The sequence below is a fragment of the Pseudomonas sp. SED1 genome (assembly GCF_034044025.1).
Lineage (GTDB): Bacteria > Pseudomonadota > Gammaproteobacteria > Pseudomonadales > Pseudomonadaceae > Aquipseudomonas.
In genome coordinates, this window is the sequence record NZ_JAXCIS010000072.1 from 1 (window position 1) to 23,716 (window position 23,716).

A 23,716-nucleotide genomic window follows, 5' to 3' on the forward strand; every position below is an offset into this window, starting at 1 on the left:
CCGCGTTTCATACAAAAAACCCGGTGCTCATACAAATGAGCGCCGGGTTTTTTATTGCGCTTGAATCACTCAGGCATCCAGCTCGGCCCAGCGCTCAACCAAGGCTTCCAGCTCGCTGTTCAACTGCTCGAGGGATGCAATCACCTTGGCAGTTTCTGCAGCAGGACGCAGATAGAAACCCGCGTCAGCCATTTCAGCTTCAACGGCAGCGATCTGCTGTTCCTTGGCGTCGATATCGCCCGGCAGCGCTTCCAGCTCACGTTGCAGCTTGTAGCTGAGCTTCTTCTTGGCTGCAGGCGCTTCTTGCGCAGGAGCAGGAGCGGCAGCAGCCACCGGGGCAACCACGGCCGAGGTCAGGTCGGCCTTGCCGGATTTGCTCTCGGTCACGCCCAGCAAGCGCGGCGAACCGCCCTGACGCAGCCAGTCCTGATAACCACCGACGTATTCACGCACCTTGCCTTCACCTTCGAAGACCAGGGTGCTGGTGACCACGTTGTCGAGGAATGCCCGGTCGTGACTGACCATCAGCACGGTGCCGTTGAAGGTCAGCAAGACCTCTTCCAGCAGTTCCAGGGTTTCAACATCGAGGTCGTTGGTCGGTTCGTCGAGCACCAGCAGGTTGGCTGGTTTGCTGAACAGCTTGGCCAGCAGCAGGCGCGCACGCTCACCACCAGACAAGGCTTTAACCGGCGTACGTGCACGCTGCGGGCTGAACAGGAAGTCGCCCAGGTAGCTCAACACGTGGCGGCTCTGGCCGTCGATGTCGATAAAGTCGCGACCTTCGGCGACGTTGTCGATCACGGTTTTTTCCAGGTCCAACTGGTGGCGCAACTGGTCGAAGTAGGCCACGTCGATGCGAGTGCCCTCTTCCACTGTGCCGCTGGTCGGTTGCAGGCCGTTGAGCATCAGCTTGAGCAGGGTGGTCTTGCCGGTACCGTTGGCGCCAAGCAGGCCGATACGGTCGCCGCGCTGCAGGACCATGGAGAAGTCCTTGATCAGGAACGGGCCGTCCGGGTGATGGAAGCTCACATTTTCCAGGACCATCACTTGCTTGCCGGACTTGTCGGCGGTATCCAGCTGAATGTTGGCCTTGCCGGTGCGCTCACGACGCTCGCTGCGCTCGTTACGCAGGGCCTTGAGGGCGCGCACGCGACCTTCGTTACGGGTGCGACGCGCCTTGATGCCCTGGCGGATCCAGACTTCTTCCTGGGCCAGTTTCTTGTCAAACAACGCGTTGGCGGTGTCTTCGGCAGCCAGGCTGGCTTCCTTGTGCACCAGGAAGCTGGCGTAGTCGCCGTTCCAGTCGATCAGGCCGCCGCGATCCAGTTCGAGGATGCGCGTGGCGAGGTTTTGCAGGAAGGAACGGTCGTGCGTGATGAACAGCACGGCGCCCTGGAAATCCTTGAGGGCTTCTTCCAGCCAGGCGATTGCGCCGATGTCCAGGTGGTTGGTCGGTTCGTCGAGCAGTAGCAGGTCTGGTTCGGAAACCAGCGCCTGGGCCAGCAGGACGCGGCGACGCCAGCCGCCGGACAATTCGGCGAGGGTCTTGTCGGCCGGCAGTTGCAGGCGGCTCAACGTGCTGTCGACCAATTGCTGCAAGCGCCAGCCGTCACGGGCTTCAAGGTCTTGCTGGACGTGCATCAGCTTGTCCAGGTCTTCTTCGGTGACGCAGTTCTGTGCCAGGTGATGGTATTCGGCGAGCAGTGCGCCCACGCCATCCAGGCCTTCGGCAACCACGTCGAATACTGTCCGTCCGTCGGCCACCGGCAATTCTTGCGGCAATTCGCCGATCTTGAGGCCCGGCGCGCGCCATACAGAGCCTTCGTCGGACTTCTGGTCGCCTTTTACCAGCTTCATCATGCTGGACTTGCCGGTGCCGTTGCGGCCGATGATGCACACCCGCTCACCACGGGCGATCTGCCAGGACACCTTGTCCAACAACGGCATAGCGCCGAAAGCAAGGGACACATCGCTGAATTTGAGCAGGGTCATACGCTTCTCCAAAAACTGGGCGCGCATTCTACCTGACTTAGGGCTCGAGGCGGCCGGCATTTTCGTCGCTGACATGTTCTGTCGGACATTTCAGATGAACTTGAACGAAGCGACCGGCAAAGCTTTCACCGGTTGCAGCCAAAAGGCTAAGCTAGGGGCAATCAGTGTCGGCGACGTCGGCACTAGTCCAGATTCCTCTGCACGGACGTCTCATGCGCAGTCGCCTTTTCAGCTTTTTATCTTGTCTGCTTCTTTCTGCCACCGCCGTTCAATCTGCCCAGGCCGTGGACCTCACCACCCAACGTCAATATTACGATGAAGCCAAACGAGCCCTCGCCAAAGGCGACAGCGGCCCGTATTTCCAATACAGCCAGGCCCTGGCCGACTACCCGTTGACGCCGTACCTCGCTTACGACGAACTGACCGCGCGCCTGAAAACCGCCAGCAACGAGGAAATCGAACAATTCCTCGCCAAGAACGGCGACCTGCCCCAGGCCAACTGGATGAAGCTGCGCTGGTTGCGCTGGCTGGCCGACCGTGGCGACTGGCAAACCTTTGAAAAGTACTACGACGCCAAACTCAATTTTGTCGAACTGGACTGCCTGCACGGCCAGTTCCAGCTGACCCATAATCAAAAAGCCGAAGGTTATAAAACCACCGAGAAGCTGTGGCTGACCGGTAAATCCCAGCCTGCTGCCTGTGATGCAACCTTTGGCCAGTGGGCCGCCGACGGCCAACTCACCGAACAGAAGATCTGGGACCGCGCCAAACTCGCCGCCGAAGCCCGCAACTACCCGCTGGCCAACAGCCTGGTGAAAACCCTGCCGACCCTCGGCGCCCAAGGCCGCCTGATGGTGGACGTGGCGCAGAAGCCCGACATGCTCAGCGACCCGTCGCGCTTCCTGCCAGCCAACGAGGCCATGTCCGACGCCGTCGGCCTGGGCCTTCGCCGCCTGGCACGCCAGGACCCGGACAAGGCCATGGCCCTGCTCGACGGTTATGCCAGCAGCATGCACTTCTCTCGTGACGAAAAAGTGTCGATCGCCCGGGAAATCGGCCTGACCCTGGCGCGCCGCTACGACCCGCGCGCCCTCGACGTGATGACCAAATACGACCCGGAACTGCGGGACAACACCGTCTCCGAATGGCGCCTGCGCCTGCTGCTGCGCCTGGCGCGCTGGGAAGACGCCTACCAGTTGACCCGCAAGCTGCCCCAGGATTTGGCTACCACCAACCGCTGGCGCTACTGGCAGGCCCGCAGCCTGGAACTGGCAGAGCCGAAGAACCCGCAAGCCCTGGTGATGTACAAGGGCCTGGCCAAGGAACGAGACTTCTACGGCTTCCTGGCCGCGGACCGCTCCCAGTCCCCGTACCAACTGAACAACAAGCCGCTGGTGATGAGCCAGGCGCTGATGAACAAAGTGCGTAACACCCCGGGCGTACGCCGCGCCCTGGAGTTCTACGCCCGCGGCCAGATCGTTGATGGCCGTCGCGAGTGGTACCACGTCAGCCGGCACTTCAACCGTGACGAAATGGTCGCCCAGGCCAAGCTGGCCTACGACATGAAGTGGTACTTCCCGGCGATCCGCACCATCAGCCAGGCCCAGTACTGGGACGACCTGGACATCCGCTTCCCGATGGCCCACCGCGACACCCTGGTGCGTGAAGCCAAAGTCCGCGGCGTGCATTCAAGCTGGGTGTTTGCAATCACCCGCCAGGAAAGCGCCTTTATGGACGATGCGCGTTCCGGCGTCGGCGCCACCGGCCTGATGCAACTGATGCCCGGCACCGCCAAAGAGACCGCACGCAAGTTCAGCATCCCGCTGGCCTCGCAACAGCAGGTGCTCGACCCGGACAAGAACATCCAGCTCGGCGCAGCTTACCTAAGCCAGGTTCATGCCCAGTTCAACGGCAACCGCGTGCTCGCCACTGCCGCCTACAACGCCGGCCCAGGCCGCGTACGCCAATGGTTGCGCGGCGCCGATCACCTGAGTTTCGATGTGTGGGTGGAAAGCATCCCGTTCGACGAAACCCGTCAGTATGTGCAGAACGTGCTGTCTTATTCGGTGATCTACGGGCAGAAGCTCAATGCACCACAGCCGCTGGTGGATTGGCATGAGCGGTATTTTGATGATCAGTAAGGGGAGCAGCTGCATGCAGCAAGCTTGAAGCTGAAAAAAAATGCCCGCATTGAGAGATGCGGGCATTTTTTATGGCGCTGCCGGGGACTCGCTTTGCACCGCTTCTGCCAGCGCAAGGTTCAAGGCTTGCAGCATGAACTCGACAAAGGGCGTTGCCTCTGCCTGCTTGTCCGCCGCCGACAATGCGGCGTAATAAGCATCCTGCTGCTCGCGAATCACCGCCTCTACCGGCAAGTAAGCCAGCACCGGGCGCCACTGACTGAGAATCAGGGTTTGCCATAAGCGGCCCATACGCCCGTTTCCATCGGCAAAAGGATGGATAAACTCGAATTCATAGTGAAAGACGCAGCTAACGATCAGTGGATGCCAGTCAGAGGCGGACTGCCACTTCAGCAAATCATCAACCAAATGCGTAACACGGCTCGCCGGCGGCGCCATGTGCACCAACTGTTCGCCCCGATAGATCCCTACGCCCGCCTGACGAAACCGACCCGCATCGTCGATCAAGCCATACATCAATAACTTATGGGCACGCAGCAGGTCCGCACGTTCGCCCGGTGCCCACTGCGGCATAGCCTCGTAAGCGGAAAAAGCGTTGCGTACTTCCTGAATCTCCCGGGGCAAGCCCAACACACGCTTGCCTTCCAGCACAGCGGTCACCTGTTCGACACTCAGGGTGTTGTTCTCGATGGCCAACGAAGCCTGAATCGTACGAATCCGGTTGCCACGCCTCAATTGCGGGGTCTGCCGGCTGTCGTCGCCAGCTGAAAGCTGACCAATCTGCTCACTGATATCAGCAACCAGACTCAACATCTTGGCAGTCAGGGTCAGCGGAGGTTGATAGCGGCTCATTTCCTCATCCAAGTCTGTAACGAAAGCCAACATAATGCCCTAAGGAACGGTCGCACCACAGCCTCACTGCCTCAATCAACTTCAGTACCATCACTGAACTGCAACGCCGCCAGCCGTGCATACAGCGGATTGCTGGCGATCAACTGCTGATGCGTCCCCACCGCCACCAGCTTCCCCTGGTCAATCACGGCAATCCGGTCGGCGTTCTTCACGGTGGCCAACCGGTGGGCAATTACCAGCGTGGTGCGCCCTTCCATCAACTGTGGCAGCGCTTGCTGGATCAGGTGTTCGCTCTGGGCATCCAGTGCGCTGGTGGCTTCGTCCAGCAGCAGGATCGGTGCGTCCACCAGCAGCGCCCGGGCGATGGCCAGGCGTTGACGCTGGCCGCCGGAAAGGCCCATGCCGCCATCGCCCAGGTGGGTCTGGTAGCCGTCGGGCATTTGCAGGATAAAATCATGGGCATGGGCGATGCGCGCCGCTTCTTCGACCTGGGCAGAGGTGGCCGACGGATTGCCGTAGCGGATGTTCTCTTCGACAGTGCCGAAGAACAGCGCCGGGCTCTGGGACACCAGGGCGAAACAGCGGCGCAGGTCCAGCGGGTCCAGTTCGGTCAGTGGCTGACCTTCAAGCAGGATCCGGCCTTGCTGAGGATCGTAGAAACGCAGCAACAGATCGAAAATCGTCGATTTGCCCGCGCCCGACGGGCCGACCAGCGCCAGGGTTTCACCGGCATTGATGCTCAGGCTCAAGCCGTCGATAGCAAAACGATCCGGGCGCGACGGATAGGAGAAGCGCAGATCCTGGATTTCCAGGCGGCCGCTGACCCGCTCCGGCAGCTTGATCACGTTTGCCTCGGGCGCCTTGATCTCATTGCTCGATTGTAGCAATTCGCCAATCCGCTCTGCCGCGCCGGCCGCTCGCTGCAATTCGCCCAACACTTCACTCAAGGTGCCGACGGCACTGCCGACGATCAGGCTGTAGAACACGAACGCGGCCAGCTCACCGCCGGAAATACGCCCACCGATCACGTCCATGCCGCCCACCCAAAGCATCACGCCCACGGCGCCCAGCACCAGCATGATCACCAGAGTAATCAGCCACGAACGCTGCAGGATACGCTTGCGTGCGGTGGTGAACGCCTCTTCCACCGTCACCGCGAAGCGCTGCTCGTCCTGCACCTGGTGGTTGTAGGCCTGCACGGTCTTGATCTGGCCGAGGGTCTCGGACACGTAGCTGCCGACATCGGCGATCCGGTCCTGGCTTTGGCGCGACAGGCTGCGTACCCGGCGGCCGAAGATCAAGATCGGCGCCAGTACCAGTGGCAGCGCTATTACCACGATGCTGGTGAGCTTGGGGTTGGTGACAAACAACAGCACGATCCCGCCGATCACCATCAGGGCGTTGCGCAGGAACAGTGAAAGCGAGGAGCCGATCACCGATTGCAGCAAGGTAGTGTCGGTGGTCAGGCGCGACTGGATTTCCGAACTGCGGTTGTTTTCATAGAAGCCCGGGTGCAGGTAGATCAAATGGTTGAACACCTGCCGCCGGATGTCTGCCACCACCCGCTCGCCGATCCACGACACCAGGTAAAACCGCGCAAAGGTGCCCACCGCGAGGCCCAGCACCAGAATCATGAACAGGCCGATGGACTGGTTGAGCAGGTGCGGCGACTGGGTCATGAAGCCCTGGTCTACCAGCAGGCGAATACCCTGCCCCATGGACAAGGTGATGCCGGCGGTGACGATCAACGCCAACAAGGCCCCCAGGGCCTGCCAGCGGTAAGGAGCGACGAAGCGGCTGGCCAGGCGAATCGCGCGGCGTTGACGGGCTGAGAGCATGGAGGGTTTCACCTGAGGGTGGGAGACGGGAACCTACATAGCTACATGGGGGGAACTTGAGCGAATCACAATGAGTCAGGTTAATTATGCTTACCGAACCCAGGCCCTAGAGGCTATCGGTCTAAGGCCCGGCTGGAAATTTGTATCGGTTTCTGCTGGACTAGGCATTCGATCTGCTGACCGCGCAAGGAGTTGTAACAACGCGGTCACGCGGTGATTTTAAAGTAGGTACACAACCTGATGAGGAGACGGGCCATGTCCTTGCAAAACAGCAGCAACGCCAAAATTGAAGTGATCCGCCAACCGCAGCAGTTGCCTTGCTCGTATATCGACGCCCAAGGCCGCGAAGTGCAAATCACCGAAGAGATGATCCAGAGCGCCTGCGCCGAACTGGAACAGAAATTGGTCAAGCCTGCCAAGCGAGGCTGAATCGCCCACGCTCTTTTAAACCCGGCCTTGATGGCCGGGTTTTTTATGCCCTCAGAATGCCCGCGCGCCCAATGCCGCCACGATGTTAGACAAGGCCGCAGAGTCGCCGTTGATTCGCACCTTCAAACCCTCAATCTCACGCCGCGGCGGGTAGTGCTTGCGCAGTTGGTCAAACGCCTTGCGCTGCTCGTCCACGGTGCCTACCAGGCTGCGGCGAAAATCCGCGTCATCACGGCGCGGGTCGTACACCCCACGGCACAGGGCCGCCAGCGCCCAGGCCGGGTCGGTATTGGCGTTGAGGGTGACCTCGGCCAACCACGGTTCCGGCAGCAAGTCGCTGAGTTGAATGGTCGCCTCCTGGCCAAGATACCGGCACAGCGCCTGGTAGATCTGCGCCGTGCCGCGCTGCCTGCCGTCCAGGCTGTAGCCGGCGATATGCGGGGTGGCCAGCACACACAAGTCGGCCAGGTCGACGTCCACCTGAGGCTCGCCTTCCCACACATCCAGCACCGCCTGCAAGTCTTCGCGCTCCAGCAGCACGTCCCTGAGGGCGGCATTGTCCACCACCGGGCCGCGGCTGGCGTTGATCAGCCAGGCGCCGGGCTTGAGCTGGTTGAGGCGCTCGCGATCGAACAAGTGCCAGGTAGAACCGTTGCCGGATTTGTTCAGCGGCGTGTGCAGGCTGATCACATCGCATTGCTCGACAATCTGCTCCAGGCTGACGTAGTCACCGTCCTCGGCGATCTGCCGGGGCGGGTCGCACACCAGCACCTTCCAGCCCAGCGCCTTGAGCACCTTGACCAGGCGCCCGCCGACTTCACCGGCGCCCACCACGCCGTAGGTGCGTTGGGCCAGGTCGGCGCCTTCGATCTCGGCGAGGGTCAGCAGGCTGCCCAGCACATAGTCGACCACGCCACGGGCGTTGCAGCCAGGAGCGCTGGACCACTGGATGCCGGCGCGCTGGAAATAATCAAGGTCGAGGTGATCAGTGCCGATGGTGCAGGTGCCGACAAACCGCACCGGCGTGCCTTCGAGCAAGGCACGGGTGACGTTGGTCACCGAACGCACCAGCAGCACATCGGCCTGTTCGATAGTCGCGCGGTCGATGGACCGGCCTGGAACCCGGCGAATCTCGCCGAATCCTTCGAAGAATGCATCGAGCAGCGGGATATTTTCGTCGGCAACAATCAGCATGGCAGGCTCCTTTCGCGGATCAGCAGTGTACAGCGGTTTTCCTCGTGGCGAGGGAGCTTGCTCCCGCTGGAGTGCGGAGCGCTCCCGAATGAAGCGCCGTGTTTTTTCAGGTACACATCGGTTGCCCGTTCTGGGGCTGCTGCGCAGCCCAGCGGGAGCAAGCTCCCTCGCCACAGCAAGCTCCATCGCCACAAAAAGCAACATTTGCGCTGGGATGTGTTTACAAATCCACAACACAGGTTTTTTCCTGACCAACACGTCAAGGCGTAGAATGCGCCGTCCTGCGCTTCCCCTTATCGGACATCTGTACGTGAACACTGCCACCACCGCCCTCTCCCGCCCCGCCCGCATCAGCCTTGAAGTACGCAACCTGCTGGCCCTGGCCTTGCCGATCATGATCGGGCAACTGGCGACCACGGCCATGGGTTTTGTCGATGCGGTCATGGCCGGGCGTGTCAGCTCCCGGGACCTGGCGGCGGTCGCCTTGGGCAACTCCATCTGGATCCCGGTGTACCTGCTGATGACCGGCACGCTGCTGGCCACCACGCCGAAAGTCGCCCAGCGCTTTGGCGCCGGCACCCACGGCGAAATCGGCCCGCTGGTGCGCCAGTCGATGTGGCTGGCCCTGGTGGTGGGGATTACCGCGCTGCTGTTGCTGATCAGCGCCGAACCGATCCTGCATTTGATGAAGGTCGATCCCGAGCTGATCAAGCCGTGCATGGGCTACCTGCACGGCATCGCCTCGGGCATGCCGGCCATTGCGCTGTATTACGTATTGCGGTGTTTCAGCGACGGCCTGGGCCGAACGCGGCCGAGCATGGTCATGGGCCTGTGCGGGCTGGCGCTGAATATTCCGCTGAACTATGTGTTTATCTACGGCCACTTCGGCGTGCCGGCCATGGGCGGTATTGGTTGTGGCTGGGCCACGGCGATCGTGATGTGGGTAATGATGCTCGGCCTGGCCGCCTGGACCCGCTGGGCGCCGGTGTATCAGAGCAGCGAGCTGTTCAAGCGCTTTGACTGGCCGCAATGGTCGGTGATCAAGCGCGTGCTGAGCATTGGCTTGCCGATCGGGATCGCGGTGTTTGCCGAGTCGAGCATCTTTGCGGTGATCGCGCTGCTGATCGGCAGCCTCGGCGCCACCGTGGTAGCCGGGCACCAGATCGCGCTGAACTTCAGCTCGCTGGTGTTCATGATTCCCTACTCCCTGAGCATGGCGGTCACCGTGCGCGTCGGCCAGGCCCTCGGCCGCGGCGAACCCCGTGAAGCGCGCTTCGCGGCAGGTGTTGGGATGGGCACGGCGCTGGTGTATGCCTGCCTGTCCTGCAGCCTGATGCTGCTGTTTCGCGAACAGATCGCCACCATCTACACCCAGGACCCGCTGGTGATCCACGTGGCGGCGATGCTGATTGTGTTTGCGGCGTTGTTTCAGTTCTCGGACGCGATCCAGGTCACGGCCGCCGGCGCGTTGCGCGGTTACCAGGACACACGGGTGACCATGGTGCTGACGCTGTTTGCGTATTGGGGTGTGGGCTTGCCGGTGGGCTACGCGCTGGGGCTGACCGAGTGGCTGGGCCAGGCGCGCGGCCCGAGTGGTTTGTGGCAGGGGCTGATCGTGGGCCTGAGCTGTGCGGCGGCGATGCTGGTAATCCGCCTGGTGCGCAGTGCACGCAAGCGGATTCGCCACGAAAAAAAACTGTAGGAGCGAGCTTGCTCGCGAAAAAACCTGGAGCGCCGCGTTAAGCCTGGCAACCCGCGTTATCGTTAACGACCTTCGCGAGCAAGCTCGCTCCTACAGGGACTTCTTGCGGATCCAGTACAGGTAGGTGCCAGCCTGTTCCTGTTGGTCCACCAGCTCATGGTCGAGAAACACGCAGAACTTGGGGATATCGCGACGGGTCGACGGATCGGTCGCGATCACCTTGAGCAAGCCGCCAGGCGCCAGGTCACGGATGTGCTGGTGCAGCATCATCACCGGTTCGGGGCAGTTGAGGCCGGTGGCGTCGAGGGTGGCGTCGACGGGTAAATCAGGGGTCAGGCTCATGGTTTACTCCTAAACAGGCCGGCATTTTAGCGGTAATGCGGGGCGCCAGGTAGGCAGCGGCGCCCTCAAGGTTTTCGCGAGCTCGCTCGGTTACCGGGCCTTCGGCTTCTTTACATCCAGCCGACGCAGATGGCAGGTCACTTCTTCACGGTCGTGGTACAGCTGCTTGCAGCCAATCTCCACCCGAATGCCCCGCTCCTTGAAGCCTTCCGCGATGCGTTCAAGCAGGCGCTTCACTTCGGCATAACGCTGCTTCATCGGCAACTTCAGGTTAACCACCGCCTCGCGGCAATGCCCCTCGCCGATCCAGGTTTCCAGCAGGGCCGCGTTACGCGCCGGTTTCTCGACGATGTCGCACACCATCCAGTCCACCGGCTGCTTGGGGGTGTAGATGAAGCCGTCGGCCATCAAGTGCTGCACCAGGCCGGTATCCATCAGGCTTTCGGCCATCGGGCCGTTGTCGATGGCGGTCACCAGCATGCCACGGTTGACCAACTGCCAGGTCCAGCCGCCAGGCGCGGCGCCGAGGTCGACGCCGGTCATGTCGCTGTGCAGGCGCTCGTCCCACTGATCACGGGGGATAAAGTGGTGCCAGGCCTCCTCCAGCTTCAAGGTCGAACGGCTTGGCGCGTCCCGCGGGAATTTCAGGCGTGGAATGCCCATCGGCCACATCGCCGAGTTGTTCGACTCGGCCAGGCCCATGAACACTTCACGGCCACTCTTGAAGGTCAGCAACAGACGCGGCTTGCTGGCGTCTTCCACCAGTTTGCCGGCAGCCATGAGTGCCTTGCGCAGGTGCACTTCGAATTTCTTGCAGAAGTTCGAGAGTTCCTTGCCATCGTTGGTGTCGACCATTTCCAGCCACAGGCTGCCGCACACCGGGAAATCCCGCAGGTGCGCGAGGATCACGCTGATGCGGTCGGTTTCCGGCAAATCGATGAACACTCCACGCGCCCACTGCCTTGGGAAGATCAGCTCGGCAAAGCGTTGGCCGCGCATCAGGCGCTGGGCGCCATCTTCTTCGGTGCAGACAAATTCGGCGCAGGCGCTGCCGGTCTTGGCCTTGGCATAGCCCGAAACGTTCAGGCGAGCGGCGTGTTCCGCGATCTCGGAACAGACTTCGCCTTCAAAACCCGGGCGGCAGTGCATAAAAAGGGTGTTCATCAACTCTCCTGGATCACGGGCTTGCTATAGCGCAATGCCTGTCATGAAAACGCGCGCATGATAGCCGAGTTCGGAACCTTGGACTTGTCCATAGAGTCCAGTAATTAGCCAGCTACTTAAAACAGGGCTAATTTAGAAGCTCTGTTCGTCCCGTCAGGTCCGTAGCCGTGCGGACCATAAGGAGTCATGTAATGTCATCCCTTGATAGCCTGAGAACCCTTAAAACCTTACAGATTGACGACAAGACCTATCACTACTTCAGCCTGCCCGAAGCCGCCAAGAGCCTGGGTGACCTGGACAAACTGCCGATGTCCCTCAAGGTGCTGCTGGAAAACCTGCTGCGCTGGGAAGACGAAAAGACCGTCACCGGCGCCGACCTCAAGGCCATTGCCGCCTGGCTCAAGGAGCGCCGCTCCGACCGCGAGATTCAATACCGCCCCGCCCGTGTGCTGATGCAGGACTTTACCGGCGTGCCCGCGGTGGTCGACCTGGCTGCCATGCGCGCCGCGGTGGCCAAGGCCGGCGGTGACCCGCAGCGCATCAACCCGCTGTCACCGGTGGATTTGGTGATCGACCACTCGGTGATGGTCGACAAGTTCGCCACCACCGGCGCCTTTCAAGAAAACGTCGATATCGAAATGCAGCGCAACGGCGAACGCTACGCCTTCCTGCGCTGGGGCCAGAGCGCCTTCGACAACTTCAGCGTAGTGCCACCGGGCACCGGCATCTGCCACCAGGTCAACCTGGAATACCTCGGCCGCACCGTCTGGACCAAAGATGAAGACGGCCGCACCTACGCCTTCCCCGACACATTAGTAGGCACCGACTCCCACACCACCATGATCAACGGCCTCGGCGTACTGGGCTGGGGCGTGGGCGGGATCGAAGCGGAAGCCGCGATGCTCGGCCAGCCGGTGTCGATGCTGATCCCGGAAGTGATCGGCTTCAAGCTCACCGGCAAACTGAAAGAAGGCATCACCGCCACCGACCTGGTGCTGACCGTCACCCAGATGCTGCGTAAAAAGGGTGTGGTCGGGAAATTCGTCGAATTCTATGGCGACGGTTTGGCCGACCTGCCACTGGCCGACCGTGCGACCATTGCCAACATGGCACCGGAATACGGCGCCACCTGCGGCTTCTTCCCAGTGGACGAAGTGACTTTGGACTACCTGCGCCTGTCGGGCCGTCCTACCGAAACCGTCAAACTGGTAGAGGCGTACACCAAGGCCCAGGGCCTGTGGCGCAACGCCGGTCAGGAGCCAATTTTCACTGACAGCCTGGCGCTGGACATGGGCAGCGTCGAAGCCAGCCTGGCCGGCCCGAAACGCCCGCAAGACCGTGTTTCCCTGCCGAACGTCAGCCAGGCCTTCAGCGACTTCCTCGACCTGCAATTCAAACCCACCAACAAGGAAGAAGGCCGCCTGGAAAGTGAAGGCGGTGGCGGTGTTGCGGTGGGCAACGCCGACCTGATCGGTGAAGCCGACTACGACTTCGAAGGCCAGACCTATCGCCTGAAAAACGGCGCGGTGGTGATCGCGGCGATTACCTCCTGCACCAACACCTCCAACCCGAGCGTGATGATGGCGGCGGGCCTGGTGGCGAAAAAGGCCGTGGAGAAAGGATTGAAGAGCAAGCCATGGGTGAAAACGTCCCTGGCACCCGGCTCCAAGGTGGTCACCGACTACTACAAAGCGGCGGGGCTGACCCAATACCTCGACAAGCTGGGCTTCGCCCTGGTGGGTTATGGCTGCACCACCTGTATCGGCAACTCGGGGCCGCTGCCCGAGCCGATCGAAAAAGCCATCCAGAAAGCCGACCTGGCCGTAGCTTCGGTGCTTTCGGGCAACCGTAACTTCGAAGGCCGGGTGCACCCGCTGGTGAAAACCAACTGGCTGGCCTCCCCGCCCCTCGTGGTGGCCTACGCCTTGGCCGGCACGGTGCGTATGGACATCAGCAGCGAACCGCTGGGCACCGGCTCGGACGGGAAACCGGTGTACCTGCGGGACATCTGGCCCAGCAGCAAGGAAATCGCCGACGCCGTCGCCCAAGTCAGCACCGGGATGTTCCACAAGGAATACGCCGAGGTGTTTGCCGGCGACGAACAGTGGCAGGCCATTGAAGTGCCACAGGCCGCTACTTACGTGTGGCAGAAGGATTCCACCTACATTCAGCATCCACCCTTCTTCGACGACATTGGCGGCCCGCTGCCGGTGATCGAAGACGTCAAGGGCGCCAACGTGCTGGCATTGCTGGGGGACTCGGTGACCACCGACCACATCTCCCCCGCCGGTAACATCAAGACCGACAGCCCGGCCGGCAAATACCTGCGCGAGCAAGGTGTCGAACCGCGGGACTTCAACTCCTACGGCTCACGTCGCGGCAACCATGAAGTGATGATGCGCGGCACCTTCGCCAACATCCGCATCCGCAACGAAATGCTCGGCGGTGAGGAAGGCGGCAACACGATCTACATCCCGACCGGCGAGAAAATGCCGATCTACGATGCCGCCATGAAATACCAGGCCTCGGGCACCCCACTGGTGGTGATCGCCGGCCAGGAATATGGCACCGGCTCAAGCCGCGACTGGGCCGCCAAGGGCACCAACCTGCTGGGGGTCAAGGCGGTGATCGCCGAGAGCTTCGAGCGGATCCACCGCTCCAACCTGGTGGGCATGGGCGTGCTGCCGCTGCAGTTCAAGCTGGACCAGAACCGCAAGGCACTCAAACTGACCGGCAAGGAGAAGATCGACATCCTCGGGCTGACCCATGCCGAGATCGAGCCACGCATGAACCTGACGCTGGTGATCACCCGTGAAGACGGCAGCAGCGAGAAGGTCGAAGTGCTGTGCCGTATCGATACGCTGAATGAGGTCGAGTACTTCAAGGCCGGCGGGATCCTGCACTACGTGTTGCGGCAGCTGATTGCCTCGTAACTGACACGCGCTACACAAAACACCGCCTCCCCAGGCGGTGTTTTCATTTTTACCGTCGGTGACGCTCGTTATACTGCCGCCCTCAGATTTCGATAGTCACAAGGATTCCCCATGCTTGCTCTGCCATGGCTGTACCTGGCGCTTCTTTCCATCGGCTATGTACTCGCCTTGAGCTACGGGCAACTGGGTTTGATGGCGGCGTTGTCCGTCGCCATGTTGCTGCTGGCCGGGTTTGCCGTGCGCCAGCAGCGAAATCCTTGGGTGCGCTATCTCGGCCACGGCCTGTTTATCGTGCTGGCGCTGGGGCTGGCGATGCATTGGCTGCCGGGGTTCTACAACGGTCGCGGGATCGCCCCGCAGCGCTTTACCGCCGACGCCGTACCTTTTTCGATGTACCTGAACCAGGACAAACCACTGATCGGCTTCTGGCTGCTGCTGGCTTGCCCGTGGATTGTTGCGCGCCGGTCATTGCGCCTGTCGATCTATGCCACGGCACTGGCATTGACCCTGACGGCGATTGCCGCACTGGGCGGTGCTGCGTTGCTGGGCGTCATCAGTTGGGCGCCGAAGTGGCCGGAACAGGCGTGGCTGTGGGTGTTGAACAACCTGCTGCTGGTAACCCTGGTGGAGGAAGCGCTGTTTCGTGGGTATATCCAGGGCGGCCTGAGCCGGCGCTTCAAGCAGTTGCCCTATGGTGAAAATCTCGCGCTGCTGTTGGCGGCCCTGCTGTTCGGGCTGGTGCACCTGGGTGCCGGCTGGCAGTGGACGTTGCTGGCGACCATCGCAGGCGTAGGCTACGGCCTGGCGTATCGCTTTGGCGGGTTGGGCGCGGCAATCGTTACGCACTTCGGCTTGAACCTGCTGCATTTCGGGTTGTTTACCTATCCGATGCTGGCGGGCTGAGGCTGAGCCGATTGTTGCAAAAATTAAGTTAAATAAAACCCCGTAACGGCCGACAACCCATCAAAGCCTTGCGGATTGAAAACTCATGCGTAATAACCAACCCGTTACCCAGCGCGAACGTACCTTCCCCGCTCAGCAACGGTTGATCTCCACCACGGATGCCAAAGGCGTGATCACCTACTGCAACGACGCCTTCGTCGAGATCAGTGGGTTTTCCCATGATGAACTGATGCGTGCCCCGCACAACCTGGTTCGTCATCCGGATGTTCCGGCGGCAGTGTTCGCACACATGTGGTCGACGCTCAAACAAGGCTTGCCATGGATGGGCATCGTCAAGAACCGCTGCAAGAGCGGTGATCACTATTGGGTCAACGCCTATGTGACACCGGTCTTCGACGGCAATCAGGTGATCGGCTACGAGTCGGTGCGGGTCAAGCCCACCGCCGAGCAGATCCGCCGTGCCGAAGCGCTTTACCAGCGTATCAACCAGGGCAAGTCGGCGATTCCGAGCAGTGACAAGTGGTTGCCGGTGTTGCAGGACTGGCTGCCGTTTATCCTGATCAGCCAACTGAGCTTCCTGATCGGCGTGTGGCTCGACTCCCACTGGGGCTTTGCCTTGGCCGCCGCGCTGTCGGTGCCGCTGGGCCTGTTGGGCCTGAGCTGGCAACAGCGCGGGCTCAAGCGTTTGCTGCGCCTGGCCGAGCAGACCACGTCCGACCCGCTGATTGCGCAGATGTACACCGACAGCCGCGGCGCCCAGGCGCGCCTGGAGATGTCGATCCTCAGCCAGGAGGCGCGCCTGAAGACGTGTCTTACCCGTTTGCAGGACACGGCTGAACACCTCAACTCTCAGGCGGCGCAGTCCAATACCCTGGCGCATAACAGCTCCAGCGGGCTTGAGCGTCAGCGCGTGGAGACCGAACAGGTGGCCACGGCGGTCAATCAAATGGCCGCGACGACCCAGGAAGTCGCCAGCCACGTACAACGCACCGCCGATGCCACCCAGGAAGCCAATCGCCTGACCGGGCGTGGCCGTGATATCGCCGGCGAAACCCGCGAGGCGATTCAGCGCCTGTCGGTGGCCGTGGGCGAAACCGGCGTGACCGTGACTCAACTGGCCAAAGACAGCGATGAGATCGGCGGCGTGGTGGATGTGATCAAAGGCATCGCCGACCAGACCAACCTGCTGGCGCTGAACGCGGCCATCGAAGCGGCCCGTGCCGGCGAGATGGGCCGGGGCTTCGCAGTGGTGGCCGACGAAGTGCGGCAACTGGCCCAGCGTACCAGCGAGTCCACCGGGCAGATTCACGCGCTGATCGCCAAGCTGCAACAGACCGCCAATGCCGCCGTACAGACCATGGACGCCGGGCATCGCCAGGCCGAGGAAGGTGTGGCACGGGTGATGGAAGCGGACCAGGCGCTGATCGGGATCAGTGAAGCGGTGGCGCACATCACCGACATGACAGCGCAGATTGCGGCGGCGACCGAGGAGCAGAGCTCGGTAGCGGAAGAGATCAGCCGTAATATCAGCACCATTGCGCTGTTGGCGGACCAGACATCGGAACAGGCGTTGAACTCGGCGCAGTTGAGTGAAGAGCTGACGCATACCGCCAATACTCAGTATTCGCTGGTAGAGCGGTTTAACCGGTAAATCGCTTTCGCGAGCAAGCCCGCTCCCACATTTGGAATGCATTTCAAATGTGGGAGCGGGCTTGCTCGCGAAAGGGTCCTATCAGGCGCCGAGAAACCCGGCCACCCTCACCGCCGCAGCCTCCAAATGCTGCTCATGACTAAACCCCGAAGCCTTCAACGGCTTCAAATCATGATCCCCCGCTACCAACCACATCACTTCGATGCTCGCCGACAACACATACCCCTCCACCGCCGCCCGATTGCCAAGCGCATCCCGCTCACCCTGCACAATCAACGTCGGCGTCTTCAGCCCGGCCAGATGCTCGGTCCGGGGTTTCTCCGGCTTGCCCACCGCATAAAACGGATAACCCAGGCACACCAACGCATCCGCGCCCAGTTCATCCGCCAGCAAACTGGCCATCCGCCCGCCCATGGACTTGCCGCCAACCGCCAGTTTCCCAGCGACATGACGTCGCACCTCGGCATACACCTCACGCCAGCATTCCAGCAGTTTCGGGGCTGGATTGGGTGGGCGTTTGCCGCCGTCCACACGGCGCTGGGCCATGTAGGGAAACTCGAAGCGCAACACGTTCACGCCATGCCCGGCAAGGCGTGCAGCCATGTCATTCATGAATCCCGAGTCCATCGGCGCACCCGCGCCGTGGGCCAGGATCAACGTCGCGGGCGTACGCGCGATAGACCCTGTGGCGACATCCCACAACCAGCCGCGTTCCCGCACACACTGCGCCCATTGATCCCCGTCAATACTGGCCTTGTGCTCTTTGCCCATGCTTGCCTCGCTTTTTAGTCTGCCTATAACTCCAGCCCAAGTGCCGCATTTGCTTGGGTTGAACCGTGGATGGGGAACCATGAACACTACTTTAAGTACCGCGTATAACTACAAGGTGGTCCGCCAATTCGCCATTATGACGGTGGTGTGGGGCATCGTCGGCATGGGGCTCGGGGTTTTTCTCGCTGCCCAGTTGGTATGGCCCGAACTCAACTTCAATTTGCCCTGGACCAGTTTCGGCCGTTTGCGCCCGCTGCACACCAACGCGGTGATCTTTGCCTTCGGCGGTTGCGCGCTGTTTGCCAGCTCCTTCTACTCGGTGCAACGCACCTGCCAGACCCAGCTGTTCGCACCCAAGATCGCGCAGTTCTGCTTCTGGGGCTGGCAACTGGTCATTGTGCTGGCCGCGATCACCTTGCCGCTGGGCTACACCAGCTCCAAGGAATACGCCGAGCTGGAATGGCCGATCGACATCCTGATCACCATCGTCTGGGTGGCCTACGCCATCGTGTTCTTCGGCACGGTGGCCAAGCGCAACACCAAGCACATCTACGTCGGTAACTGGTTCTTCGGTGCGTTCATCATCACCGTGGCCATTCTGCATATCGTCAACAACCTGGAAATCCCGGTCAGTCTGACCAAGTCCTACTCGCTGTACGGCGGTGCGACGGATGCCATGGTGCAGTGGTGGTATGGGCATAACGCGGTAGGCTTTTTCCTCACCGCCGGCTTCCTGGGGATGATGTACTACTTCGTGCCGAAACAGGCCGAACGTCCGGTGTATTCCTATCGCCTGTCCATCGTGCACTTCTGGGCACTGATCACCCTGTACATCTGGGCCGGCCCTCACCACTTGCACTACACCGCGTTGCCGGACTGGGCACAGTCCCTGGGCATGGTGATGTCGCTGGTGCTGCTGGCGCCAAGCTGGGGCGGGATGATCAACGGCATGATGACCTTGTCGGGCGCCTGGCATAAGTTGCGCAGCGACCCGATCCTGCGCTTCCTTGTCGTGTCTCTCGCGTTCTACGGCATGTCGACTTTCGAAGGGCCGATGATGGCCATCAAGACGGTCAACGCCCTCTCCCACTACACCGACTGGACCATCGGCCATGTTCACGCCGGCGCCCTCGGTTGGGTAGCGATGATTTCCATCGGCGCGCTGTACCACATGATCCCGAAAATCTTCGGTCGCGAGCAGATGTACAGCGTCGGCCTGATCAACGCGCACTTCTGGCTGGCCACCATCGGCACCGTGCTCTACATCGCTTCGATGTGGGTCAACGGCATTGCCCAGGGCCTGATGTGGCGTGCGGTCAACGAAGACGGCACCTTGACCTACTCCTTCGTCGAAACCCTGGTGGCCAGCCACCCAGGCTTCATCGTGCGGCTGGTGGGCGGGGCGGTCTTCCTCAGCGGCATGTTCCTGATGGCTTACAACACGTGGCGCACCGTGCGTTCGGCGCAGCCTGCCGAAGTGATCAACGCCGCGCAGATGGCCTGAGGAGTCGATGATGAAACACGAAACCATTGAAAAGAACGTCGGCCTGTTGATGCTGCTGATGGTGCTCGCCGTGAGCATCGGCGGCCTGACCCAGATCGTGCCGCTGTTCTTCCAGGATGTGACCAACAAGCCGGTGGAAGGCATGAAGCCCTACACCGCGCTGCAACTGGAAGGCCGCGACATCTACATCCGCGAAGGTTGCGTACAGTGCCACTCGCAGATGATCCGCCCGTTCCGTGCCGAAACCGAGCGCTACGGCCACTACTCGGTGGCCGGTGAAAGCGTGTGGGATCACCCGTTCCTTTGGGGCTCCAAGCGCACCGGGCCGGACCTGGCCCGCGTCGGCGCGCGCTACTCGGACGACTGGCACCGCGCGCACTTGTACAACCCGCGCAACGTGGTGCCGGAATCGAAGATGCCGGCATATCCATGGCTGGTCACCGCTGCGGTGGACAGCAGCCACACCGAGACCAAGCTCAAAGTGATGCGCACCCTCGGCGTGCCGTACACCGACGATGACATCGCCGGCGCCGTGGCCTCCCTCAAGGGCAAGACCGAGATGGACGCGCTGGTTTCGTACCTGCAAGTGCTCGGCACTGCCATCAAGAGCAAGAGGTGAGCCATGGGATTTGATTTCGATGCTGGAACCATCCGCGGGCTTGGCACGCTGGTCGTGGCCATCGCCTTCATCGGCTTGTCGCTGTGGGTGTTCAACTCCCGGCGCAATTCGGAGTTCGCCGAAGCCTGCCTGCTGCCGTTTGCCGATGAACCGCTACCGCCAACCCCCGACGCTCAAGAAGAGCCTGCAACAAGGAGCAACCGGCCATGACTACCTTCTGGAGTACATGGATCTGTGTACTGACCCTCGGCAGCCTGATCGGCCTGACCTGGCTGTTGATCGGCACCCGCAAGGGCGAGACCAAGGGCAGCGTGGACCAGACCATGGGCCACGCCTTCGACGGGATCGAGGAGTACGACAACCCGCTGCCGCAATGGTGGTTCATGCTGTTCGCCGGCACCCTGGTGTTTGCCGTCGGCTACCTGATCCTCTACCCGGGCCTGGGCAACTGGAAAGGCGTGTTGCCGGGCTATGAAGACGGCTGGACCCAGACCAAGGAATGGGACAAGGAGATGGCCAAGGCCGACGCCAAGTTCGGGCCGATCTTCGCCAAATTCGCGGCCATGCCCGTGGAAGAAGTCGCCAAGGACCCGCAAGCGCTGAAAATGGGCGGCCGCCTGTTTGCCTCCAACTGCGCGGTGTGCCACGGCTCGGACGCCAAGGGCGCCTATGGCTTCCCGAACCTGGCAGACAACATCTGGCGCTGGGGCGGCTCGGCGGACGCAATCAAGATGACCATCATGAATGGCCGTCATGCAGCGATGCCGGCCTGGGGTGAAGTGCTGGGTGAAGACGGTGTGAAAAACGTCGCGGCCTACGTGCGCCATGAACTGGCGGGCCTGCCGTTGCCGGCCGACAGCACGGCGGATGTCGCAGCGGGCCAGGTGGCGTTCAGCACCACCTGTGTCGCCTGCCACGGCCCGCAAGGCCATGGTGTGGAAGCCATGGGCGCACCGAACCTGACGCAGCCAAGCGGCTTTATCTACGGCACCAGCCTGGCGCAGTTGCAGCAGACCATTCGCCACGGCCGCCAAGGCCAGATGCCCGCGCAGGAAGTGCTGCAAGGCAATGACAAGGTGCATTTGCTCGCGGCCTACGTCTACAGCCTGTCCCATAACGCCGATGGCGCAACGCCTGACAGCCAACCCGAGTAATCGCGCACTACCCAAAAGCCGCGCCTGATTCAGGCGCGGCTTTTTTGCGACCCATTGTCGCACCCTTCCGATCAGCGACTTTCCCCTCCTGCCATTCGGGTCTACGCTTGTTTGCACAGTGGACTGGCATTGGCCGGTCGACGGCCGACTTGCACTCGATGGGTTGAAACATTTCTGCTCGATGACAGGCGCAAAGGCTGGTACTTACCGGCTGTCGTGCCACTGACCACTCGTCACCCGAGCTGCTTGTTTACACACACTCAGTTACAAGTACCTTCGACCCGTTTAAAATCCTGTCCAAGTCGTCAACTTTTAACCCTGAATTTTGTCCTTACGCCAAACATGGAAAGGGCGCAGAATCTGGTTTGGAACGCATTGACGCAGGTCACCTTGCGTTGCAATGGAATCTTGCTTTCTCCATACTTGCGACCGATTTTCACCCTATAAAAAAACCTAAACCGTGGAACCTTAGAATGAGCACAGCAATCAGTCCGACTGCTTATAACTATAAGGTAGTCCGCCAGTTCGCCATCATGACGGTGGTCTGGGGGATCCTTGGCATGGGGCTCGGTGTCTTCATCGCCTCGCAACTGGTTTGGCCAGAGTTGAATTTTGGCCTGCCATGGACGACGTTTGGACGCCTGCGCCCGCTGCACACCAACCTGGTGATTTTCGCCTTCGGTGGATGTGCACTGTTTGCCACTTCTTACTACGTCGTGCAGCGAACCTGCCAAACGCGACTGATTTCCGATGCATTGGCTGCCTTTACCTTCTGGGGCTGGCAAGCGGTCATCGTTGGCGCGATCATCACCCTGCCGCTGGGCTACACCACCACCAAGGAATACGCCGAGCTGGAATGGCCGATCGCCATTTTGCTGGCGATTGTCTGGGTGACCTACGCGGTGGTGTTCTTCGGCACCATCGTCAAGCGCAAGACCAAGCACATCTACGTCGGCAATTGGTTCTACGGGGCGTTTATCCTGGTAACGGCGATGCTGCACATCGTCAACCACGCGTCTTTGCCGGTGAGCTTCTTCAAGTCCTACTCGGCCTACGCCGGTGCGACGGACGCGATGATCCAGTGGTGGTACGGCCACAACGCCGTAGGCTTCTTCCTCACCACCGGTTTCCTGGGGATGATGTACTACTTCGTGCCGAAACAGGCCGAGCGTCCGATCTACTCCTATCGCCTGTCCATCGTGCACTTCTGGGCGCTGATCACCCTGTACATCTGGGCCGGTCCGCACCACCTGCACTACACCGCGTTGCCGGACTGGGCACAGTCCCTGGGCATGGCGATGTCGATTATCCTGCTGGCCCCAAGCTGGGGCGGCATGATCAACGGCATGATGACCCTGTCGGGCGCCTGGCATAAATTGCGCACCGACCCGATCCTGCGGTTCCTCGTGGTATCCCTGGCGTTCTACGGCATGTCGACCTTCGAAGGCCCGATGATGGCCATCAAGACCGTCAACTCGCTGTCCCACTACACCGACTGGACCATCGGCCACGTACACGCCGGCGCTCTCGGTTGGGTAGCGATGATCTCCATCGGTGCGCTGTACCACATGATCCCGAAACTGTTCGGCCGTGCGCAGATGCACAGCGTCAGCCTGATCAACACACACTTCTGGCTGGCCACCATCGGTACCGTGCTCTACATCGCCTCGATGTGGGTCAACGGCATCACCCAGGGCCTGATGTGGCGTGCGATCAACGACGACGGCACCCTTACTTACTCCTTCGTCGAAGGGCTGCAAGCCAGCCATCCGGGTTACATCGTGCGCGCCCTCGGCGGTGCGATCTTTGCCAGCGGCATGTTCTTCATGGCCTACAACGTCTGGCGCACCGTGCGTGCCTCCGACCCTAAAGAAGCCGAAGCCGCCACCCAGATCGCCGTTGTGGGAGCTCACTGATGAAGCATGAAGTAGTCGAGAAGAATATCGGCCTGCTGGCCTTCTTCATGGTCATCGCCGTGAGTATCGGCGGCCTGACCCAGATCGTTCCGCTGTTTTTCCAGGACGTGACCAACAAGCCGGTAGAAGGCATGAAGCCGCGCACCGCCCTTGAGCTGGAAGGCCGCGACGTCTACATCGCCAACGGCTGTGTCGGCTGCCACTCGCAGATGATCCGTCCGTTTCGCGCCGAAACCGAACGCTACGGCCACTACTCGGTAGCCGGTGAAAGCGTATGGGACCACCCGTTCCTGTGGGGCTCCAAGCGCACTGGCCCGGACCTGGCCCGGGTCGGCGGTCGTTACTCCGATGACTGGCAGCGTGCGCACTTGTACAACCCGCGCAACGTCGTGCCCGAGTCGAAAATGCCGGCGTACCCGTTCCTGGTCGAAAACAAACTCGACGGCAAGGACACCGCCAAGAAGATGGAAGTCTTGCGCACCCTCGGCGTGCCTTACACCGACGAAGACATCGCCGGCGCGGCAGCTGCCGTGAAGGGCAAGACCGAAATGGACGCACTGGTGGCCTACTTGCAAGGCCTTGGCACCATCATCAAAAGCAAACGGTGATCG

At 61.3% G+C, this 23,716-nt stretch carries 18 protein-coding genes and 1 pseudogene; 12 read left to right on the plus strand and 7 right to left on the minus strand.

The window, feature by feature from the left end; translation table 11 throughout:
* Positions 1–69: 69 nt before the first annotated feature.
* The gene (locus SNL23_RS11045; RefSeq protein ID WP_318302255.1) at positions 70–1,992 is read right to left on the minus strand and encodes an ATP-binding cassette domain-containing protein; all 1,923 of its coding nucleotides are present in this window, start codon (positions 1,990–1,992) and stop codon (positions 70–72) included.
* 212 nt (positions 1,993–2,204) lie between these two features.
* Between SNL23_RS11045 and SNL23_RS11050 the strand changes: the two genes are divergently transcribed.
* A complete protein-coding gene (locus SNL23_RS11050; protein ID WP_076017232.1) occupies positions 2,205–4,133 on the plus strand; it encodes a transglycosylase SLT domain-containing protein in 1,929 nt (642 codons plus the stop codon).
* An 87-nt stretch (positions 4,134–4,220) separates the two neighbouring features.
* Here SNL23_RS11050 and SNL23_RS11055 read toward each other — a convergent pair.
* A pseudogene (locus tag SNL23_RS11055) lies at positions 4,221–4,985 on the minus strand (Fic family protein); the annotation flags it as partial.
* Between the two features lie 71 nt (positions 4,986–5,056).
* Positions 5,057–6,823, minus strand: a complete 1,767-nt coding sequence (locus SNL23_RS11060; RefSeq protein ID WP_318302256.1) for an ABC transporter transmembrane domain-containing protein — start codon at positions 6,821–6,823, stop codon at positions 5,057–5,059.
* 255 nt (positions 6,824–7,078) lie between these two features.
* Here SNL23_RS11060 and SNL23_RS11065 point away from each other — a divergent pair, with 255 nt between their 5' ends.
* Complete coding sequence (locus SNL23_RS11065) at positions 7,079–7,252, plus strand: PA1571 family protein (RefSeq protein WP_010176367.1); 174 nt, start codon at positions 7,079–7,081, stop codon at positions 7,250–7,252.
* A gap of 51 nt (positions 7,253–7,303) precedes the next feature.
* Here SNL23_RS11065 and pdxB read toward each other — a convergent pair whose 3' ends face one another.
* Positions 7,304–8,446 carry a 4-phosphoerythronate dehydrogenase PdxB gene (gene pdxB, locus SNL23_RS11070; RefSeq protein WP_318302257.1) on the minus strand — a complete coding sequence of 381 codons (1,143 nt, stop codon included), beginning with the start codon at positions 8,444–8,446 and terminating at the stop codon, positions 7,304–7,306.
* Between the two features lie 310 nt (positions 8,447–8,756).
* Here pdxB and SNL23_RS11075 point away from each other — a divergent pair, with 310 nt between their 5' ends.
* Positions 8,757–10,148 carry an MATE family efflux transporter gene (locus tag SNL23_RS11075; RefSeq protein WP_318302258.1) on the plus strand — a complete coding sequence of 464 codons (1,392 nt, stop codon included), beginning with the start codon at positions 8,757–8,759 and terminating at the stop codon, positions 10,146–10,148.
* Between the two features lie 90 nt (positions 10,149–10,238).
* Here SNL23_RS11075 and tusA read toward each other — a convergent pair whose 3' ends face one another.
* Both tusA and rlmM read right to left on the minus strand, forming a co-directional pair.
* Positions 10,239–10,490 (minus strand): sulfurtransferase TusA, encoded by a 252-nt coding sequence (gene tusA / locus SNL23_RS11080; protein ID WP_076017227.1) that lies wholly within the window; start codon positions 10,488–10,490, stop codon positions 10,239–10,241.
* A gap of 90 nt (positions 10,491–10,580) precedes the next feature.
* Positions 10,581–11,654, minus strand: coding sequence for a 23S rRNA (cytidine(2498)-2'-O)-methyltransferase RlmM (rlmM, locus tag SNL23_RS11085; protein ID WP_003219000.1), 1,074 nt, complete (start codon positions 11,652–11,654; stop codon positions 10,581–10,583).
* 191 nt (positions 11,655–11,845) lie between these two features.
* On the opposite strand from rlmM, the gene acnA reads away from it, so the two are divergent.
* From acnA to SNL23_RS11100, 3 genes are all read left to right on the plus strand, one after another.
* Positions 11,846–14,587, plus strand: a complete 2,742-nt coding sequence (acnA, locus tag SNL23_RS11090) for an aconitate hydratase AcnA (RefSeq protein WP_318302259.1) — start codon at positions 11,846–11,848, stop codon at positions 14,585–14,587.
* A 111-nt stretch (positions 14,588–14,698) separates the two neighbouring features.
* Positions 14,699–15,490, plus strand: a complete 792-nt coding sequence (locus SNL23_RS11095) for a CPBP family intramembrane glutamic endopeptidase (protein WP_318302260.1) — start codon at positions 14,699–14,701, stop codon at positions 15,488–15,490.
* Between the two features lie 85 nt (positions 15,491–15,575).
* Entirely contained in the window at positions 15,576–17,141 is a 1,566-nt protein-coding gene (locus SNL23_RS11100) for a methyl-accepting chemotaxis protein (protein ID WP_318302261.1), read from the plus strand.
* Between the two features lie 81 nt (positions 17,142–17,222).
* Here the strand turns inward: SNL23_RS11100 and SNL23_RS11105 are convergent, their stop codons facing one another.
* Positions 17,223–17,912 (minus strand): alpha/beta family hydrolase, encoded by a 690-nt coding sequence (locus tag SNL23_RS11105; RefSeq protein WP_167662630.1) that lies wholly within the window; start codon positions 17,910–17,912, stop codon positions 17,223–17,225.
* A gap of 79 nt (positions 17,913–17,991) precedes the next feature.
* Here SNL23_RS11105 and ccoN (SNL23_RS11110) point away from each other — a divergent pair, with 79 nt between their 5' ends.
* From ccoN (SNL23_RS11110) to ccoO (SNL23_RS11135), 6 genes are all read left to right on the plus strand, one after another.
* On the plus strand, positions 17,992–19,416 hold the full coding sequence (gene ccoN, locus SNL23_RS11110) for a cytochrome-c oxidase, cbb3-type subunit I (protein ID WP_318302262.1): 1,425 nt from the start codon (positions 17,992–17,994) through the stop codon (positions 19,414–19,416).
* Positions 19,417–19,426: 10 nt separating this feature from the next.
* A complete protein-coding gene (ccoO, locus tag SNL23_RS11115; protein WP_076017220.1) occupies positions 19,427–20,035 on the plus strand; it encodes a cytochrome-c oxidase, cbb3-type subunit II in 609 nt (202 codons plus the stop codon).
* Between the two features lie 3 nt (positions 20,036–20,038).
* Entirely contained in the window at positions 20,039–20,245 is a 207-nt protein-coding gene (locus SNL23_RS11120) for a cbb3-type cytochrome oxidase subunit 3 (RefSeq protein ID WP_008437576.1), read from the plus strand.
* Positions 20,242–21,189, plus strand: a complete 948-nt coding sequence (gene ccoP / locus SNL23_RS11125) for a cytochrome-c oxidase, cbb3-type subunit III (protein ID WP_076017219.1) — start codon at positions 20,242–20,244, stop codon at positions 21,187–21,189. The genes SNL23_RS11120 and ccoP overlap by 4 nt, the downstream gene beginning before the upstream one ends.
* Before the next feature lie 473 nt (positions 21,190–21,662).
* Positions 21,663–23,105 carry a cytochrome-c oxidase, cbb3-type subunit I gene (ccoN, locus tag SNL23_RS11130; RefSeq protein WP_076017218.1) on the plus strand — a complete coding sequence of 481 codons (1,443 nt, stop codon included), beginning with the start codon at positions 21,663–21,665 and terminating at the stop codon, positions 23,103–23,105.
* On the plus strand, positions 23,105–23,713 hold the full coding sequence (ccoO, locus tag SNL23_RS11135) for a cytochrome-c oxidase, cbb3-type subunit II (RefSeq protein ID WP_003193167.1): 609 nt from the start codon (positions 23,105–23,107) through the stop codon (positions 23,711–23,713). The genes ccoN (SNL23_RS11130) and ccoO (SNL23_RS11135) overlap by 1 nt, the downstream gene beginning before the upstream one ends.
* Positions 23,714–23,716: the final 3 nt, after the last annotated feature.

Excerpts from the sequence above, each read along its gene's own strand:
- tusA (WP_076017227.1), bottom strand. The coding sequence starts at position 10,490 with ATGAGCCTGACCCCTGATTTACCCGTCGACGCCACCCTCGACGCCACC.
- ccoO (WP_003193167.1), top strand. The coding sequence starts at position 23,105 with ATGAAGCATGAAGTAGTCGAGAAGAATATCGGCCTGCTGGCCTTCTTC.
- ccoP (WP_076017219.1), top strand. The coding sequence starts at position 20,242 with ATGACTACCTTCTGGAGTACATGGATCTGTGTACTGACCCTCGGCAGC.
- ccoO (WP_076017220.1), top strand. The coding sequence starts at position 19,427 with ATGAAACACGAAACCATTGAAAAGAACGTCGGCCTGTTGATGCTGCTG.
- SNL23_RS11045 (WP_318302255.1), bottom strand. The coding sequence starts at position 1,992 with ATGACCCTGCTCAAATTCAGCGATGTGTCCCTTGCTTTCGGCGCTATG.
- SNL23_RS11120 (WP_008437576.1), top strand. The coding sequence starts at position 20,039 with ATGGGATTTGATTTCGATGCTGGAACCATCCGCGGGCTTGGCACGCTG.
- SNL23_RS11050 (WP_076017232.1), top strand. The coding sequence starts at position 2,205 with ATGCGCAGTCGCCTTTTCAGCTTTTTATCTTGTCTGCTTCTTTCTGCC.
- acnA (WP_318302259.1), top strand. The coding sequence starts at position 11,846 with ATGTCATCCCTTGATAGCCTGAGAACCCTTAAAACCTTACAGATTGAC.
- SNL23_RS11060 (WP_318302256.1), bottom strand. The coding sequence starts at position 6,823 with ATGCTCTCAGCCCGTCAACGCCGCGCGATTCGCCTGGCCAGCCGCTTC.
- pdxB (WP_318302257.1), bottom strand. The coding sequence starts at position 8,446 with ATGCTGATTGTTGCCGACGAAAATATCCCGCTGCTCGATGCATTCTTC.
- SNL23_RS11095 (WP_318302260.1), top strand. The coding sequence starts at position 14,699 with ATGCTTGCTCTGCCATGGCTGTACCTGGCGCTTCTTTCCATCGGCTAT.
- ccoN (WP_076017218.1), top strand. The coding sequence starts at position 21,663 with ATGAGCACAGCAATCAGTCCGACTGCTTATAACTATAAGGTAGTCCGC.
- SNL23_RS11100 (WP_318302261.1), top strand. The coding sequence starts at position 15,576 with ATGCGTAATAACCAACCCGTTACCCAGCGCGAACGTACCTTCCCCGCT.
- ccoN (WP_318302262.1), top strand. The coding sequence starts at position 17,992 with ATGAACACTACTTTAAGTACCGCGTATAACTACAAGGTGGTCCGCCAA.
- SNL23_RS11105 (WP_167662630.1), bottom strand. The coding sequence starts at position 17,912 with ATGGGCAAAGAGCACAAGGCCAGTATTGACGGGGATCAATGGGCGCAG.
- rlmM (WP_003219000.1), bottom strand. The coding sequence starts at position 11,654 with ATGAACACCCTTTTTATGCACTGCCGCCCGGGTTTTGAAGGCGAAGTC.
- SNL23_RS11065 (WP_010176367.1), top strand. The coding sequence starts at position 7,079 with ATGTCCTTGCAAAACAGCAGCAACGCCAAAATTGAAGTGATCCGCCAA.